At 65.8% G+C, this 15,456-nt stretch carries 15 protein-coding genes; 6 read left to right on the top strand and 9 right to left on the bottom strand.

The window, feature by feature from the left end:
• Nucleotides 1-12 precede the first annotated feature (12 nt).
• The 3 genes from MUG98_RS17305 to MUG98_RS17295 form a co-directional block, all read right to left on the bottom strand.
• On the bottom strand, nucleotides 13-1,257 hold the full coding sequence (locus MUG98_RS17305) for a digeranylgeranylglycerophospholipid reductase (protein WP_265108679.1): 1,245 nt from the start codon (nucleotides 1,255-1,257) through the stop codon (nucleotides 13-15).
• Nucleotides 1,258-1,351: 94 nt separating this feature from the next.
• The gene (locus tag MUG98_RS17300; protein ID WP_265108678.1) at nucleotides 1,352-1,768 is read right to left on the bottom strand and encodes a universal stress protein; all 417 of its coding nucleotides are present in this window, start codon (nucleotides 1,766-1,768) and stop codon (nucleotides 1,352-1,354) included.
• Nucleotides 1,769-1,902: 134 nt separating this feature from the next.
• Nucleotides 1,903-2,052 carry a DUF7557 family protein gene (locus tag MUG98_RS17295; protein WP_425601099.1) on the bottom strand — a complete coding sequence of 50 codons (150 nt, stop codon included), beginning with the start codon at nucleotides 2,050-2,052 and terminating at the stop codon, nucleotides 1,903-1,905.
• Between the two features lie 138 nt (nucleotides 2,053-2,190).
• Between MUG98_RS17295 and MUG98_RS17290 the strand changes: the two genes are divergently transcribed.
• The 4 genes from MUG98_RS17290 (at nucleotide 2,191) to MUG98_RS17270 (ending at nucleotide 7,263) form a co-directional block, all read left to right on the top strand.
• Nucleotides 2,191-2,430, top strand: coding sequence for a hypothetical protein (locus MUG98_RS17290; RefSeq protein WP_265108677.1), 240 nt, complete (start codon nucleotides 2,191-2,193; stop codon nucleotides 2,428-2,430).
• A gap of 241 nt (nucleotides 2,431-2,671) precedes the next feature.
• The gene (locus MUG98_RS17285; RefSeq protein ID WP_265108676.1) at nucleotides 2,672-4,258 is read left to right on the top strand and encodes an acyl-CoA carboxylase subunit beta; all 1,587 of its coding nucleotides are present in this window, start codon (nucleotides 2,672-2,674) and stop codon (nucleotides 4,256-4,258) included.
• A 964-nt stretch (nucleotides 4,259-5,222) separates the two neighbouring features.
• Nucleotides 5,223-6,338 (top strand): aminotransferase class V-fold PLP-dependent enzyme, encoded by a 1,116-nt coding sequence (locus MUG98_RS17275; protein ID WP_265108674.1) that lies wholly within the window; start codon nucleotides 5,223-5,225, stop codon nucleotides 6,336-6,338.
• Nucleotides 6,339-6,429: 91 nt separating this feature from the next.
• A complete protein-coding gene (locus MUG98_RS17270; protein WP_265108673.1) occupies nucleotides 6,430-7,263 on the top strand; it encodes a universal stress protein in 834 nt (277 codons plus the stop codon).
• A gap of 19 nt (nucleotides 7,264-7,282) precedes the next feature.
• Here MUG98_RS17270 and MUG98_RS17265 read toward each other — a convergent pair whose 3' ends face one another.
• A complete protein-coding gene (locus MUG98_RS17265; protein ID WP_265108672.1) occupies nucleotides 7,283-7,447 on the bottom strand; it encodes a hypothetical protein in 165 nt (54 codons plus the stop codon).
• Nucleotides 7,448-7,634: 187 nt separating this feature from the next.
• On the bottom strand, nucleotides 7,635-8,138 hold the full coding sequence (locus tag MUG98_RS17260; RefSeq protein WP_265108671.1) for a hypothetical protein: 504 nt from the start codon (nucleotides 8,136-8,138) through the stop codon (nucleotides 7,635-7,637).
• Nucleotides 8,139-8,338: 200 nt separating this feature from the next.
• Between MUG98_RS17260 and uvrA the strand changes: the two genes are divergently transcribed.
• Entirely contained in the window at nucleotides 8,339-11,302 is a 2,964-nt protein-coding gene (gene uvrA / locus MUG98_RS17255; RefSeq protein ID WP_265108670.1) for an excinuclease ABC subunit UvrA, read from the top strand.
• A 146-nt stretch (nucleotides 11,303-11,448) separates the two neighbouring features.
• A complete protein-coding gene (locus MUG98_RS17250; RefSeq protein ID WP_265108669.1) occupies nucleotides 11,449-11,574 on the top strand; it encodes a hypothetical protein in 126 nt (41 codons plus the stop codon).
• A 204-nt stretch (nucleotides 11,575-11,778) separates the two neighbouring features.
• On the opposite strand, the gene MUG98_RS17245 is transcribed toward MUG98_RS17250, so the two are convergent.
• The 4 genes from MUG98_RS17245 to MUG98_RS17230 form a co-directional block, all read right to left on the bottom strand.
• The gene (locus MUG98_RS17245; RefSeq protein WP_265108668.1) at nucleotides 11,779-12,492 is read right to left on the bottom strand and encodes an ABC transporter ATP-binding protein; all 714 of its coding nucleotides are present in this window, start codon (nucleotides 12,490-12,492) and stop codon (nucleotides 11,779-11,781) included.
• Nucleotides 12,489-13,265 (bottom strand): ABC transporter ATP-binding protein, encoded by a 777-nt coding sequence (locus MUG98_RS17240; protein WP_345779804.1) that lies wholly within the window; start codon nucleotides 13,263-13,265, stop codon nucleotides 12,489-12,491. Before MUG98_RS17240 ends, MUG98_RS17245 begins: the two co-directional genes overlap by 4 nt.
• A gap of 64 nt (nucleotides 13,266-13,329) precedes the next feature.
• Nucleotides 13,330-14,517 carry a branched-chain amino acid ABC transporter permease gene (locus tag MUG98_RS17235; RefSeq protein ID WP_265108666.1) on the bottom strand — a complete coding sequence of 396 codons (1,188 nt, stop codon included), beginning with the start codon at nucleotides 14,515-14,517 and terminating at the stop codon, nucleotides 13,330-13,332.
• A 1-nt stretch (nucleotide 14,518) separates the two neighbouring features.
• Nucleotides 14,519-15,445: a branched-chain amino acid ABC transporter permease gene (locus tag MUG98_RS17230; protein ID WP_265108665.1), complete on the bottom strand. Its 927-nt coding sequence runs from the start codon at nucleotides 15,443-15,445 to the stop codon at nucleotides 14,519-14,521.
• Nucleotides 15,446-15,456: the final 11 nt, after the last annotated feature.

The raw sequence follows: 15,456 nt of genomic DNA, 5'->3' as shown, positions 1-15,456 counted from the left end.
GGGATCGTGTCTCTACAGGAGGTCGCCGACGCTGAACTCCTGCTTCGCGAACCGCGCGAGCATCGGGAGATCGTCGATGTGGAGCAGTTTTGCGATCGCGGCGGGGTTTCCCTTGTTCGCCTTCGCCAGCGTGTCGTCGTCGAGTCGGTTCAGATCGGCCATCAGGCGGTCGTACCGCTCGTCCGGCGCGATATAGAGCAATTTCGTCATCAGCAGTCGGGCCCGCACGTTCGGCGCGACGTCCCGGTGCCAGAGCGTCTCGTAGACCTCGAGGTTCTCGGCGGTCGGTTCGATGTTGCCGTGTTTGAGACAGCTGTCGGCCGCAGCGGCCGCCATCCGGCCGGACTTCATGCACTTGTGGATCCCCTCGCCCCACAGCGGATCGACCGTCGGGACGGTGTCGCCGATCGCCATGAACCGATCGGTGTAGAGTTGTCCGGGCATCTGGATGTGCGCGGAGCCGCGGTGCATCTTTCCGTCGAGACGCGTCGCGTTCTCGAACCGCGGATCGGTGTCGATCCAGTGGTCCAGGTAGTCGTCGATACTGAAGTCCTCGCGGCCGTACTGGTGGTACTGTTCGTTCCGGATGTAACAGAGGCCCACCTTGGCCGTATCCTCGCCGGTATGGAAGATCCAGGAGTAGCCGCCGGGCGCGAGTTCGTGGTCCAGTCGGAGCATCATCGCGTCGTGGAGGTCCGCGAACCCGGGCCGGTCGATGTCGATGCCCTCGAACTCGTACTCGATGCCGATCGCGTGGTTCTCGTGCTTGAGGTCGACGACGTCGAGTTTCTTCGCGAGCGGCGCAGCGGGCCCCGTCGCGTCGACGACGATCTCGCCGTAGACCTCCCGATCGCCGTTGTAGGTGACGCCGACGATCTCGCCGTTCTCCATGATCGGAGCGGCCACTCGCGCGTCGAAGCGATACTCGGCCCCGTCCTCGCGGCCGTCGGCGACGAGGTACCGCTTGAAATCCGCGAACTCGAGGACGGCACCGGGCTGTTTCTGGACGAAATGCTCGGTCGGCGACTCGAGGACGACCGTGTCGGTGTACTGCATCACCACGTCGTCGGGAATCCCGAACGCGGCCATCATCGACGGGAACGTCCCCGCCGTCGACTTGTTGCTCTGGCGCGGGAACTCGTCCTCCGACTCGGTCTCCAGGACGACGACGTCGTACCCCCGTGCCGCGAGGTCCCGAGCACACTGGGCACCGGCGGGGCCTGCACCGGCGATGACCACATCGTAGCGGTTGTTCATAGGAACGGGACTGTCTCGGACCTTAATTAGTTTATTCAGTCGCGACCGCGTAACAGTTCACTGATACATAAGTAATCGTACCATTTTTCGCGCGTTAGCGAGCGATCGTCACGGGAACGTGTGCCCGGCGGACGATTTGTTCGGCGACGCTGCCCAGCAGGATGCGGGAGACGCCCGTGCGGCCGTGACTGCCGACGACGATCCGATCGACCGCGTGTTCGCTCGCGTAGTCGACGATCGCGTCCGCAGGCTGGCCGCGAACGATCGCCGTCTCGATCGAACAGCCGCGTGCCTCCGCGCGATCCCGGGCCGCCTCGAACAGTGCCGCAGCGTGTTCTTCCCGTCGTTCGAGCATCTGGTCCGTGCCGAGGTGAGCGAACTCGCCGTAGCCGCTCTCCGCGAGATCGATCGCGTGGACCACCGTGATCTGGTCGTCCCCGTGCTCCGCACACGCGAACTCGAGTGCCGCCCACCCCGGCTCCGAGTCGTCGAGCGCGACCAGCAGGTGCATAGTCGACCCTACGGGGGGACGATACTCGAGTGTACCGCCCGATTGGACCGATCGACGTGGGCGGACGGCGTCGCGAAATGCGCTGTCGGGGTCGTGACGACTGCGGCCACTCGAAGACCATCCCGTCTCGATCGTCACTCGGAGTATCCTTCCTGGAGGAACGCCCCTTCCGTCTCGTAGATCGACACCAACTCCTCGATGAATTCCTCGTACGATTCGTCCTCCTCGATGTGGCTGTCGATGCGTTCCTTGAGGTCGTCGCTGATTTCGATCGTGTGGGTCATGGTGGTTCTGTGACTGTCGGCGGGCGTCGAGAGTACTGTCGCTGGCACGGGTCAAATAGCTCCGGGCCGCGTGTGCAGCCCCCGAGCAAGCACGGGAAAGCCCTCCAGTTACGCCGTCCGTCGTCGTAGCACGACCACATGACAGCCACACTCACCGACGACGCGGTCGGGAAAACGGTCGTCGACGCAGCAGGGAAGGAACTCGGCATCGTCGCGAGCGTCGATCGGAACCGGGCCGCAGTCGATCCGAACCCGAGCGTCGCGGAACACCTGCTCGCGAAACTCGGCGTGGAGGGCGAAGACGAGGAAGACTACGTCGTCACCGAAGACATGCTCGCCTCGATCGACGACGAGATCGTCCTCCGCGATACCATCTGACGATCGGCGGGACGAGAGCCGTCGTCCAGCCCGGGTGTCGGGGCGACGCCAGCGACACCCGGTTGCCACTGTTTCCCAGAGCCGACGTGCGGTTTCCAGCGTTCAGCCGGACCGTGGATTTATTATCCAATGTTTTGTTATGGCGTGGCATGGGCCAGTGGTCTCGGGCACACGGCGATACAGCGGACCCGGCGGACGATACCGACGCGACGATCGCCCCCGAGTCGATGGGTGAGCGGCGGTGACCGATCGGCACGAGGCGAGCGTCGAGGACCTGATCGAGCGCGTCGAACGCGAGAAACGCGCGGTCGACGACGAGGGCCGCGACGCCGCCGTCACCGCCCAGCACGAGCAGGGAAAACTCACGGCTCGCGAGCGGATCGACTTCCTCTGTGACTCCTTCGACGAGATCGGCAAACTCGCGGCGCCGGCCCCGACGACGCCGGAGACCGCCGACTGGGAACGGGAGGACGCCCCGGCTGACGGCATCGTCACCGGAATCGGCGAAATCGACGGCCGACCGGCGGCGGTCGCCGCGACCGACTTCACCGTCGAGGGCGGCTCGATCGGCCACACCGGCGGGAACAAACTCAAGCGCGTACTGGACCTCGCCTTGGAGCAGGGGTATCCCGTCGTCTTGCTCCACGACGGCGGCGGCCACCGGATCCAGGAGGGGCTGGACGCCCGGCCGTTCGCACAGGGGGACGCTGGACTCACCACGCTCCAGACGAAACTCTCCGGCTGGGTGCCGACGGTGTCGGCGATGATGGGGCCGGGCTTCGCCGCCGCGACGAACTGGGCCGCGATGTCCGACTTCGTGGTGATGGTCGAGGGGACGAGTACGATGGGCGTCGCCGGCCCGTCGCTCGTCGAGGCCGCGCTGGGAACCGACCTGAGCAAGGAAGAACTCGGCGATGCACGGTTCCAGACCGCCGAGACGGGGATGGCCTCGCTCGCCGTCGCGGACGACGAGGCCTGTCTGGATGCGATCAGGACCTACCTCTCGTACCTGCCACGGAACGCACAGGCGGCCCCGCCGATCGACGACGATCCGACGCCGCCCACGGCGCAAGCGGTCGACCGACTCGTAGACGCGATGCCCGCCGACCCGAAGAAGGGATACGACGTCGACGCGATCGTCGAGGGACTCGTCGATCGGAACTCCTTCTTCGAACTCAGGCCCCAGTTCGCGCGAAACGTCGTGACCGGCTTCGCGCGCCTCGACGGTCGATCGGTCGGCGTCATCGCGAATAATCCCCGGATCAAGGCGGGGACGATCGACACCGGCGCGTCGGACAAGGCTTCGCACTTCGCGAGCGTCTGTGACGCGTTCGGCCTCCCGATCGTGCTCCTCGCGGACGTGCCGGGGATCCTGCCGGGGCCGGACTCCGAACGCGAGGGGATCGCCCGCCACTCGGCGAAACTCCCGTTCGAACTCAACCGCGCGACGGTGCCGACGCTGAACGTCGTCCTCCGGCGGGGCTACGGGTACGGCTACGTCGCGATGGGCGGCGGCCGGTCGACCGACAACGACCTCACCGTCGTCTGGCCGACCGCCGAAATCGCCGCCATGGGCATCGAGGGTGCCGTCGACGTCGCCTACCGCGAGGTCTACGAGGCGGCCGCCGATCCCGCCGCGAAACGCGAGGAACTCGTCCAGGAGTTCGTCGATCGCACCGGCCCCGTCCGCGCCGTCGAGGCGGTCGGCGTCGACGCCGTGATCGATCCTCGCGACACCCGCGATCGACTGTTGCGGGCGCTCGCTCGGGACGGCCCCGAGCGAGAGGAGTCGTGGCCGCCGAAGAAGCACCCGATCAATCCGATGTAGTGGTCCGGCTGAACCCCGGTAGTAGTCCCGTCGAAACCCGAACCGTCCGGTGACTTCGGCGTGACCCAGCCGATCGCTGAACGCCCGAACTGACCGTCGAGATTCCTCCCAGGTACGGCTACTGCTCGTCGGTCGCGCCGAGTACAGAGTGCAAATTCAGTTCGTGTTGACGGCCGTTCAGCACAGCGCTCGCAGGTTGCGATTTAGATACTCGAAACGATATTTCCGATCTGTGTTCGATTATTTGCTATTGGCACAGTTATTTTGAAAGCAATGGTGGCGTTCTTGTAAACGGACGAATAATATCTGGATATGCTCGACCAAATGTTGTCAGCGCTGGCGGATAAACATCGCCGACGACTGCTAGTGGCTCTCCTCGACCGGAATCCGCAAGACGAAGTTCTCGTCCCCGAGATAGTTCACACCGGCGAGAAAGAGCTGGCGATCCTGCGAAGCGAGATGGTGCACACGCATCTCCCCGCGTTAGCGGATGCGGGCTTTGTTCGCTGGGACCGCGAAACACGTTCCGTCTCAAAGGGGCCTACATTCGAAGAGATCCGTCCGCTACTCGAGTTACTGCAAGATCATGCAGACGAACTTCCCCGCGATTGGATCTAATCGCGACGATCTGTCGCTTCTTCCTCAGGGGCCCTTCGAACCACGCGAACTGACAGCAGCGGTCGGTCGGTATCCGTATTCAGCACGCTTCTCTCGAACGGGCCCGGGTAGACGAGCGGATTTCGATCCGTAGCGTTACGTCGTTCACCTGTACTGCCCGTCGGGTATCGGGTCGATCCCGTGGCAGAAGAGGGTTAACAGCGTGGGCAGTGGAAGCGTCGTCGCGTTCGCGGGAATCCGTGCCAGGGCTCGACGGCCAGCGACGGGCGCAGCGGTCGTCCGCCCCAGTCTCGATGGCCTGGAATGATCGTCAGACCGATGTCGGGGCGGCTCAAACGGGTGGAATATGGACCCAACGGAACTTCGCGAGGCCATCCCCGCCCTCGATGACGGTATCTACTGCAACTGGGGTGCCGGCGGCCCCAGTCCGCGTCGCGTCGTCGAAGCCGCGGAATCCGCGCTCGAGCACCACGAGTACGCGTCACCGACGGAGACGGGAATGTACCCCGCGGCGTTCGACTTCTACGAGGAGGCCCGAGCCGTCGTCGCGGACCTGCTCGGCGCTGCTCCGGCCGAAATCGCCCTGACCGAGAGTACGACTGACGGCATCAACCGGGTCGCCGGGGCTATCGACTGGGACGAAGACGACGTGGTCGTCCGGACCGACCTCGAACATCCAGCCGGCGTCCTGCCGTGGCAACGCCTCGAACGCGAGCACGGGGTCGAGGTGCGGGTGCTCGAAACCGATCGCGGGACCGTCGATCTCGACGACGTGAAAGCGGCCGCGGACGACGCCACGCTTCTCTGCGTGAGTTCGCTCACCTGGACCCACGGAACCCGGCTCCCGATCGCGGAGATCGTCGACGTCGCTCACGACGCCGGCGCGATGGTGCTGGTCGACGCCGTGCAGGGACCCGGCCAGATCCCCGTCGACGTCGGCGAGTGGAACGCGGACTTCGTGGCCGCGTCGGGTCACAAGTGGCTGCTCGCTCCCTTCGGGTCGGGCTTTTGCTACGTCGACGAGGACGTCGCTGCCGATCTGACCCCAGCCGCGATCGGCTACCGCAGCGTCGTCGACGCGAACGCTGGCGACTTCCGCTACGAGCCGGGTGCACGGCGGTTCGAGGTCGGGACGACGAGTCCCGTCGCCCACGCCGGCCTGATGGAGGCGATCGACATCGTCGAGGAAATCGGCATCGGGACGATCGCGGGCCGGATCGACGCGCTCACGAACCGGCTCGCGGACGGGCTCCCCGAGGACCGGTTACTGAGCCCTCGACCCCCGGAGAGCGGCCTCGTGACGATCGCCGTCGACGACCCCGAGGCGATCGTCGAGCGCCTCGCCGACGGGGGGATCGTCGTGCGATCGTTGCCCGATCCGGCGGCCGTTCGCGTCTCGCTCCACGCGGTCAATACGCGGGCCGACGTCGACGCGCTGCTCGAGGCGCTTCGAGCGGCGTGAGGGCGACTGACCGGCCTCGCGTGCGCAGTCGAAGTCCCACTGATCGGGAACTGTCGCATAGGTGTAAGTCGCTGTGCGATGAGGGGAGCATATGTTCGAACGGATCCTCGTTCCGACCGACGGGAGCGGCCCGGCGAACGCGGCGCTCGAGTACGCCGGCGAGATCGCGGCCGCGGAGGACGTGACCGTCCACGTCTTGCACGTGATCGATCCGGACGCCGATCCGGGTGACGTCGAAGGGCCGATCGCCGAGGGTCGCGAGTGGGCGGGCGACGCCGGTGCGCCCGTTATCGACGAGATTCACACCGGCGAACCGCGGGACACGATCCTCGAGTACGCCGCGACCCGGGACGTCGACGCGATCGTGATGGGGACGCGGGGACGGCGCGGCGTCGGCCGACTCCTGCTCGGGAGTGTGACGGAAGCGGTCGTCCGCGACGCCGAAGTCCCGGTCCTCGTCGTCCGAGGCGCTCCCGAGGTCGAGCGACGGTATCCGTTCGAGACGATCGTGGTTCCGATCGACGGCAGCACCCACGCCGACGCCGCGCTCGAGCGGGCTCTGGAGATCGCTCGCCACCACGACGCGACCGTCCACCTCCTCTCGGTCGTCGACGTGACGCCGGCGGGGATCGACGAGCGCACCGACCTCAGGCTCGATCGACTCGAGAGTGCTGCACGGCGGATCATCGACGACGGTGTCGCGATGGCCGACGAGGCGGGCATCGATGCGGTGACTGCGGTCCGGTACGGATCGACGGATCGAACGATTCGGAGCTACGCGGACGAACAGGATGCGGCGCTGCTCGTGATGGGGACCCACGGCCGAAGCGGAATCGATCGACTCCTCATCGGAAGCGTCACGGAACGCGTCCTGCGGACGGCGACGGTCCCGGTGTTGACGGTGCGCGCGGCCACCGACGGCTGAGGGGCAGTCGTCACGATCGTCACGACGGATGCTGGTGTCTGAGCTTCTCGGCGGTTTTGCCGGGAACCGGCGTGCCGCAGTCCTTGCACTTCCAGGTCGGGTAGACGCCGGCCCCTTCTTTACGGATATCCTGACGGAACTGGAGGGTTGCACCACAGGTGCACCTGTGGGTCGTGAGGGACATACGCACTAGCTCTCGCCGAAGCAAAATAAGCGATCCCCCGCGCTCACAGGGGCGACGCGTGACGCGGTCGGCGCGAGATCGCGATCGAGCGACCGGCGGCGTTCGCCGGGCGGTCGGGGTCGTGGAACGACGTCGAGATCGGAGAACCAGGGGACGAGGCCGGACCAGCGTCCCGGGGCGCCGATCGTCACTTCCGGTCGGACGAATCCGCTTCGATCGCGGCCTCGCACAGCGTCTGGCGCTCCTCGAAGTAGGCCGGCGCGTCGCGGTCCGCCTCGAACTCGACGACTCGCGTCAGCGCCTCCTGGCCGTCCTCGACCTCGTTCTGGAGTTGTTCGGCGAGTTCGGTGTAGCCGGCGGCGAGGTCCTGGAACGCCTGCATCCGGGCCTGCTTGGCGTCGACGAGCGTCTGTTTCTCCGAGAGATCGCGCTCCAGTTCCTCGATCGACTCGAGGTCGACCTCGCGCTCGTTCGGCCGGGCCGCCGTCGACGGCCCCGCAGTGCCCCCGACGTCGGTGGCCCCTCCATCGAGGCGCGATCGGATTTCGGCCATCTCCGCGTCGATCTCGTCGAGCAGGGCCCTGGCCTCGTCACCCATCCGTTCGACGTGCCCGGAGAGGAGGCCGGCCTGCGTCCGACAGTACTCGACGAACTCCGCGACGGTCAGCGAGGGCCCCGGATCGCTAGTCATACCGGTGCATTAGGGCTGGACCCCGAAGTCAGTTGGGACCGGGCGGCTATCGGCAGCAGTATCGCCCGGTGAAGGGTCGTGTTATCATACGCCACGGTATTGGTCATTCAGACTCGTTAAGTCCGTTCGGCCACTGACGCAACCACGATGGATCGAGCACCGAATCGACCACCCGCACATATCGGTTCCGCGAGCAGACCATGAGCAAGGACTTCATCGAGGTACGAGGGGCGGAAGAGCACAACCTCAAGGACCTCGACGTCTCGATCCCTCGAGAGGAATTTACCGTCGTCACCGGTCTCTCGGGGTCGGGCAAATCCTCGCTCGCCTTCGAGACGGTCTACGCCGAGGGCCAGCGCCGGTACATCGAGAGTCTCTCCGCCTACGCCCGGAACTTCCTCGGCCAGATGGACAAGCCGCAGGTCGAGACCGTCGAAGGGCTCTCGCCCGCAATCTCGATCGACCAGAAGAACGCGGCGAACAACCCGCGATCGACCGTCGGGACGGTGACGGAACTCCACGACTATCTGCGACTCCTCTACGCGCGCGTCGGCACCCCCCACTGTCCGGAGTGCGGTCGAGAAGTCGGCGAACAGTCGGCCCAGAACATGGTCGAGCGCATCCTCGAACTTCCCGAGGGGACGAAGGCCAAACTCGCCGCGCCGGTCGTCCGCGACCAGAAGGGTGCGTTCGAGGACCTGTTCGAGGAACTCGTCTCGGAGGGGTACGCCCGCGTCGAGGTCGACGGCGAGGAACACGACCTCACGATCGACGACCCGGACCTGGACGAGAACTTCGACCACACGATAGACGTCATCGTCGATCGCGTGAAGGTCTCGACCGCGGATCGACCGCGGATCGTCGACAGCGTCGAGACCGCGCTCGACGAGGCCGAGGGGGTTCTGAAGGTCATCCTCCCGGACCCGCCGGAGGAGGCCGCCGAAGACCTCGGCGAGGAGGCGCGCCGGACGGGCGCGCTCGGCGACGAAACCGACGAGGACGATCGGTTCGTCGTCGAGTTCTCGAAGGACCTCGCGTGTACCCACTGCGGGATCGACGTCCCGGAGATCGAGACGCGCAGTTTCTCGTTCAACTCGCCCCACGGCGCCTGTCCCGAGTGCGAGGGACTGGGCGAGACCAAGGAGGTCGACGAGGACCTCGTCGTCCAGGACGAGTCGAAGCCGCTCAAACACGTCTTCGAACCCTGGAGCTACAACCGATCGTACTACCAGACCCGGCTGGACGCAGTCGCGGAGCACTTCGACGTCTCGCTGTCGACGCCGTTCGAGGACCTCGACGAAGGAATTCGCCAGGCGTTCCTCTACGGCACCAGCGAGCAGGTGCTGTTCAAACGGCACACGAAGAACGGCACCCGCCGGAAGCGCAAGCGGTTCGAGGGCGTCATCCCGAACCTCGATCGGCGGTACCTCGAGACCGACTCCGACTCGACCCGCGAACACATCGAGGACTACATGTCCGTCACCGAGTGTCCGGCCTGTGACGGCACCCGCCTCAAACCCGCGTCCCGTGCCGTACTCGTCGACGACGCGTCGATAACCGAGATCAACGCGATGAGCATCGGCGACGCCCTGGCGCACTTCGAGTCGATGGAGGCCGATCTCACCGAACGCGAGAAGGTGATCGCCGAGGAGATCCTCAAAGAGATCCGCTCGCGCCTCGGGTTCATGTGCGAAGTCGGCCTCGAGTACCTCACCCTCGATCGGGAGGCTTCGACGCTCTCAGGCGGCGAGAGCCAGCGCATCCGTCTCGCGACTCAGATCGGCTCCGGCCTCGTCGGGGTGCTGTACGTGCTGGACGAACCCTCGATCGGGCTCCACCAGCGGGACAACGATCGGCTGCTCGATACGCTCGAGGAACTCCGGGACCTCGGCAACACCCTGCTGGTCGTCGAACACGACGAGGAGACGATGCGCCGGGCGGACAACGTCATCGACATGGGCCCCGGCCCCGGCAAGCGCGGCGGCGAAGTGGTCGTCAACGGTCCCGTCGAGGACCTCAAGGGGTGCGAAGGTTCGATCACGGGTGACTACCTCTCCGGTCGGCGGCAGATCCCGGTCCCGAACGAGCGCCGCGATCCCGACGGTGCCCTGACGATCCTCGGCGCCCGCCAGCACAACCTGAAGGACCTCGACGTGGACGTCCCGCTCGGCAATTTCACCGCGATCACGGGCGTCTCAGGATCGGGCAAGTCCACGCTCATGCACGAGGTTCTCTACAAGGGTCTCGCACGCGAGATGAACGACAACACCTCGGTGATTCCCGGCGACCACGACAGCCTCGAGGGCCTCGACGAGATCGAGACCGTCCGGCTGATCGACCAGTCGCCGATCGGCCGCACGCCGCGATCGAATCCGGCCACGTACACGAACGTCTTCGACTACGTTCGGGAACTGTTCGCCCAGACCAAACTCGCCAAACAGCGCGGCTACGAGAAGGGGCGGTTCTCGTTCAACGTCAAGGGCGGCCGCTGCGAGGAGTGTGGCGGCCAGGGAACCGTCAAGATCGAGATGAACTTCCTCTCGGACGTCTACGTCCCCTGCGAGGAGTGTGACGGCGCGCGGTACAACGACGCCACGCTCGACGTCACCTACAAGGGGAAGACGATCGCCGACGTGCTCGACATGAGCGTCGAGGAGGCCTACGAGTTCTTCGAGTCCTCCAGCCAGATCCGTCGTCGCCTCAAACTGCTGAAAGACGTCGGCCTCGACTACATGCGCCTCGGCCAGCCCTCGACGACGCTGTCGGGCGGCGAGGCCCAGCGGATCAAACTCGCCGAAGAGTTAGGGAAGAAAGACTCCGGCGAGACGCTGTACCTCCTCGACGAACCGACGACCGGCCTCCACAGCGAGGACGAGCGGAAACTCATCGACGTCCTCCATCGCCTGACCGACAACGGGAACACAGTCGTCGTCATCGAACACGAACTCGACCTCGTGAAGAACGCCGACCACGTCATCGACCTCGGGCCCGAGGGCGGTGAAAACGGCGGCGAGGTCGTCGCGACGGGGACGCCGGAGGATGTCGCGCGCCTCGACGACTCTCACACCGGCCGCTACCTCCGTGACCTGCTGCCCGACGTGGACCTCGACGGCCCCCGCGGCGAGCGCGTCGAACCCGTGACGGCGCCGATGGACGACGACTGAACCCCCGTCTGGTCTCCTCTCGAGTTGCTCCAGCCGCCGCGAGCGATCGGTCTGATCACGTCCATGGTGGGTGCAGTGCTTATGCCCGTCGGACGACTGACTCTCAGTAGCGCCGCCCGGGGATCGCCGCGGGTGGCCACCCCCAAATGACCGACCGAAACGCATCACTCGACGCGACCGGCTGTCTGAAGTGTGGAACCACGATGACCGCCGCCGGCGACCGCCTCACGTGCCCCGCCTGCGGCTGGGGCGAGCGTGCGGGCGCGGACTAACATCGCGATCCGATCGCGACCCCTCCCATAGCACCCGCGACGATTTCGTCGACGGGTCCCGGTTTTCGCGGTCCGAGTCGCGACTGCGACCCTCCGCTGCCCCATCGCACCGACGCGTTCAGCTCGATAGTTTCAAAAGAGTCGATCGCTCGCGACGACGGAACGGACGACCGTGACGGTCGATCGCTCCCGCTGCGGCCGCCGTCAGCCGCCGAGGTACAGCTTCGATACTTCCTCGTTGTCCAGCAGGGCGTCGGCCTCGTCCTCGAACCGGACCGTCCCCTGATCGAGGACGTAGCCCCGATCGGAGATTCCCAGCCCCTTCTTGGCGTTCTGTTCGACCATCAGGATCGCCGTGTCCATCGCGTTGACCTCCTGGACGTCCGCGAACACGTCGTCGGCGGTGTTCGGTGCGAGGCCCGCGGAGGGTTCGTCGATCAGGAGTACGTCGGGTTCCATCACCAGCGCGCGGGCCAGGGCGAGCACCTGCCGCTGGCCGCCGGAGAGGTTCCGCGCCTTCGCCGAGCGCTTCTCGTCGAGCAGCGGGAACCGATCGTACAGCGTCTCGAGGACCGGTTCGAGGGCGGCGTCGCGTGCGACGCCGCCCATGCGAAGGTTCTCTTCGATGGTGAGCGAGCCGAAGACGTTCTCCGTCTGAGGGACGAAGCCGATTCCCTCCCGGACGATGTCCTCGGGCGCCATTCCGCCGATGTCGTCGTCGTGGTAGCGGACGCGACCGTTCCACGGCGTCAGCATGCCGAAGGCCGTCTTGAGGACGGTCGACTTGCCGGCACCGTTCGGGCCGATCAGGCAGACGATCTCGCCCGGGTCGAGGTGGAGCGTACAATCGTCGAGCACCTGCACCTCGCCGTAGCCGCTGTCGACGCCGTCCAGTTCGAGGACGTGGTCGGCGCTCACGCGCCACCACCTCCGAGGTACGCGTCGATGACGCGCGTATCCGACTGGATCGCGTGCGGCGGACCTTCGGTCAGGACGCTGCCCCGATCGAGGACGACGACCGGATCGGCGAGGTCCATGACGAACTCCATGTCGTGTTCGATGAGCAGGAAGGTCGTGCCCTGTTCGTTGAGCCGACGAACCTGCTCGGCGAGCTTGTTCCTGAGCGTCGGGTTGACCCCCGCGACGGGTTCGTCGAGCAGGAGGATCTCCGGCTCGGCGAGCATCGCGCGGGCCAGTTCGACCAGTTTCATCTGGCCGCCCGAGAGGTCCGTCGCGGGCTGGGTCGCCAGGTGATCGATCTCGAACTCCGCGAGGATGCGTTCGACGTCGTCGAGGTTCTGCTGCTCGTGTTCCGCAACCGTTCCGGGATCGGTGAACAGTTTGACGAACGATTCGCCGGGCTGGTCCTGTGGTCCGACGAGCATCGCCTCCCGGACGGTCATCCCCTCGAGTTTGCGCGGGGTCTGGAACGTTCGGATGAGCCCGTGTTCGGCGACTTCGTAGGGTTCGGCTCCGGTCACGTCGGTTCCGTTGACCGTGACGGCACCGCCGTCCGGCTCGTAGAAGCCGGAGATGAGGTTGAACAGCGTCGACTTGCCGGCACCGTTGGGACCGATCAGGCCAGTGATCGTCCCGCGTTCGACCTCGAACGTCGCGTGGTCGGTCGCGACGAGCGCGCCGAAGGACTTCTGGAGATCCTCGACCCGGAGCACGACGTCGTTTTTCGACATGTCGGCGTTCGTCTGAACCGCACTCGCGTCCGCTTCGTCGGTCGATCGCGTCTCTTCGAGTAGATCAGTCATCAGTGCCACCTCCTTTCGAGTCGCGCACGCCCCGATCGGGTCGGGACGGCGCGGCGTCGTCGATCGCGCTCGGCCAGATCAGTTCCCGCTGCGGCGGCAGGATTCCCTGCGGCCGGAACCGCATGACGAGGATGATCAGGAGCCCGATCGCGAGCAGCCTGAGCGGGGCGCCTCCGAGGAAATCGGGAATCACGCTGATTTCGTTGACGAACCGGGACCCTTCCCGGATGGCCACCACGACGAAGCCGCCGAGCAACGCCCCGCGGTTCGAACCGCTGCCTCCGAGGATCACGGCGACCCAGACGTAGAACGTCGTGATCGGATCGAGTTGGTCCGGCGTAACCACGAGGTTCAGGTGCGCGAAGAAGACGCCTGCAAGCGCCATGATGAGGCTGCCGAGGACGAACGACTGCATCTTGTACGAGTACGTGTTCTTCCCCAGCGCCTTCGCGAGGTCCTCGTCCGATCGGATCGTCCGGAGCAGTCGGCCCCACGGCGATCGCTGGGCCCGCCGGAGGATTGCGAAGGTACCGCCGAGGAAGACGAGCAGCAACGCGACGTTGAGCAGTTGCTGCCAGAACGACAGGCCGAGTACGACCGGCGACCCGGGGAGGAGTTCGATCTCGATGGCCGGCATCACGTCCGGGACGGTTCCCAGCACTGGCCACTCCTCGAAGAACGTCGGGATTCCCCGGAGGCCGGCGCTCCCGTTGGTCAACTGGCGTTCGTTGATCGTGAACAGGCGAATGACTTCCGCCAGTCCGAGGGTCGCGATCGCGAGGTAATCCGCACGCAGTCGTAACGTCGGGATTCCGATCGCCACCGCGATCACCGCTGCGAGCACCAGCCCGACGAGCAGGCCGAACACGGGGTTGAACTCGCCCCCGAGCGGCGAGTTGCTGGCGGTCATCAGGGCCGCGCCGTAGGCACCGAGCCCGAAGAAGGCGGCGACGCTGAAGTTAATCAGGCCGGTAAACCCCCACTGAGAGTTCAGTCCGAACGAGAGGAGCGCGTACATCCCCGCCAGTCCGAACAGGAAGAGGAAGTACGACGCACCGAGCGCGCCGGTGAGCAAGAGGAGGACGAGTGACAGTACGATCAGGCCGATGGCAGCCGTGACGCCCTGCTCCGTGATCGTCAGGTCGTCCCAGTAGCCGCGCGGGTCGGTGAGTGCGCCCATGTTACACTCCCTCCCCGTCGATGGCGTCGCCGGCGATCCCGGTCGGCCGCATGAGCAACACGGCGACCATGATCAGGAACGCGACCGCCTCGGCGTACTCGATGCCGATCGGGATGCCGAGATCGGTAAACAGCGGCATCATCTCGACGACCATCCCGATGAGGAACCCGCCGAGCATCGCGCCGTAGACGGAGCCGATCCCGCCGAGGATCACGGCGGCGAAGATGACCAGCAGGACGTTAAAGCCCATCCGGGGCTCGAGGAAGTTGAACAGGCCGAGGAACGCTCCGCCGGACCCGGCAAGGCCCGCGCCGATGATCCACGACCAGAGCTTGATGCGGTACGTTCGAATCCCGCTTGCGCGCGCGAGATCCGGGTTGTCGGCCATCGCGCGCATTTTCCGCCCCAGGTCGGTGTGTTGTAACAGGACGTGCAGTCCGGTCACGAGCACGGCGGCCGAGATGACGATCGCGACGTCGTGCTGGGTCATCCGGATCCCGTAGGGGAGCAGCGCCTCGATGGGCCGGAGCGTGCCGACGTCGTACTGGATCGCGTCCGCGCCGAACCCCATCCGGATCAGTGCGCGGTAGACGAACGCGACCCCGATCGACGTGATCAGCAGGCCGATCGAGCCGATGTCCAGGGGTTCGTAGACGATCTTTTCGGTGACGACCGCGACGACGGCGGCGACGGCGATCCCGATTAGCATCGCGAGGAAGAAGCCCATCGGCAATCCGAGGACGCTGAACCCGACGCCGCCGACGACGCCGAACGCGACCAGCGTGGCATATGCGCCGACGGTCATCGTATCACCGTGCGCGAAGTTCGCGAAGCCGGCGATACTGTAGATCAGCGAGAGGCCGATGCTCCCGAGTACGATGATGCTACTGTATACCAGTCCGTTGGCAGCGTATTCGATAATAGACATTGTAGGGAAGA

Source organism: Halosolutus halophilus, from assembly GCF_022869805.1.
GTDB classification, from domain to species: domain Archaea; phylum Halobacteriota; class Halobacteria; order Halobacteriales; family Natrialbaceae; genus Halosolutus; species Halosolutus halophilus.
Note: the sequence above shows the minus strand (reverse complement) of the source record. Positions and strands in the feature narration are given on the sequence as shown.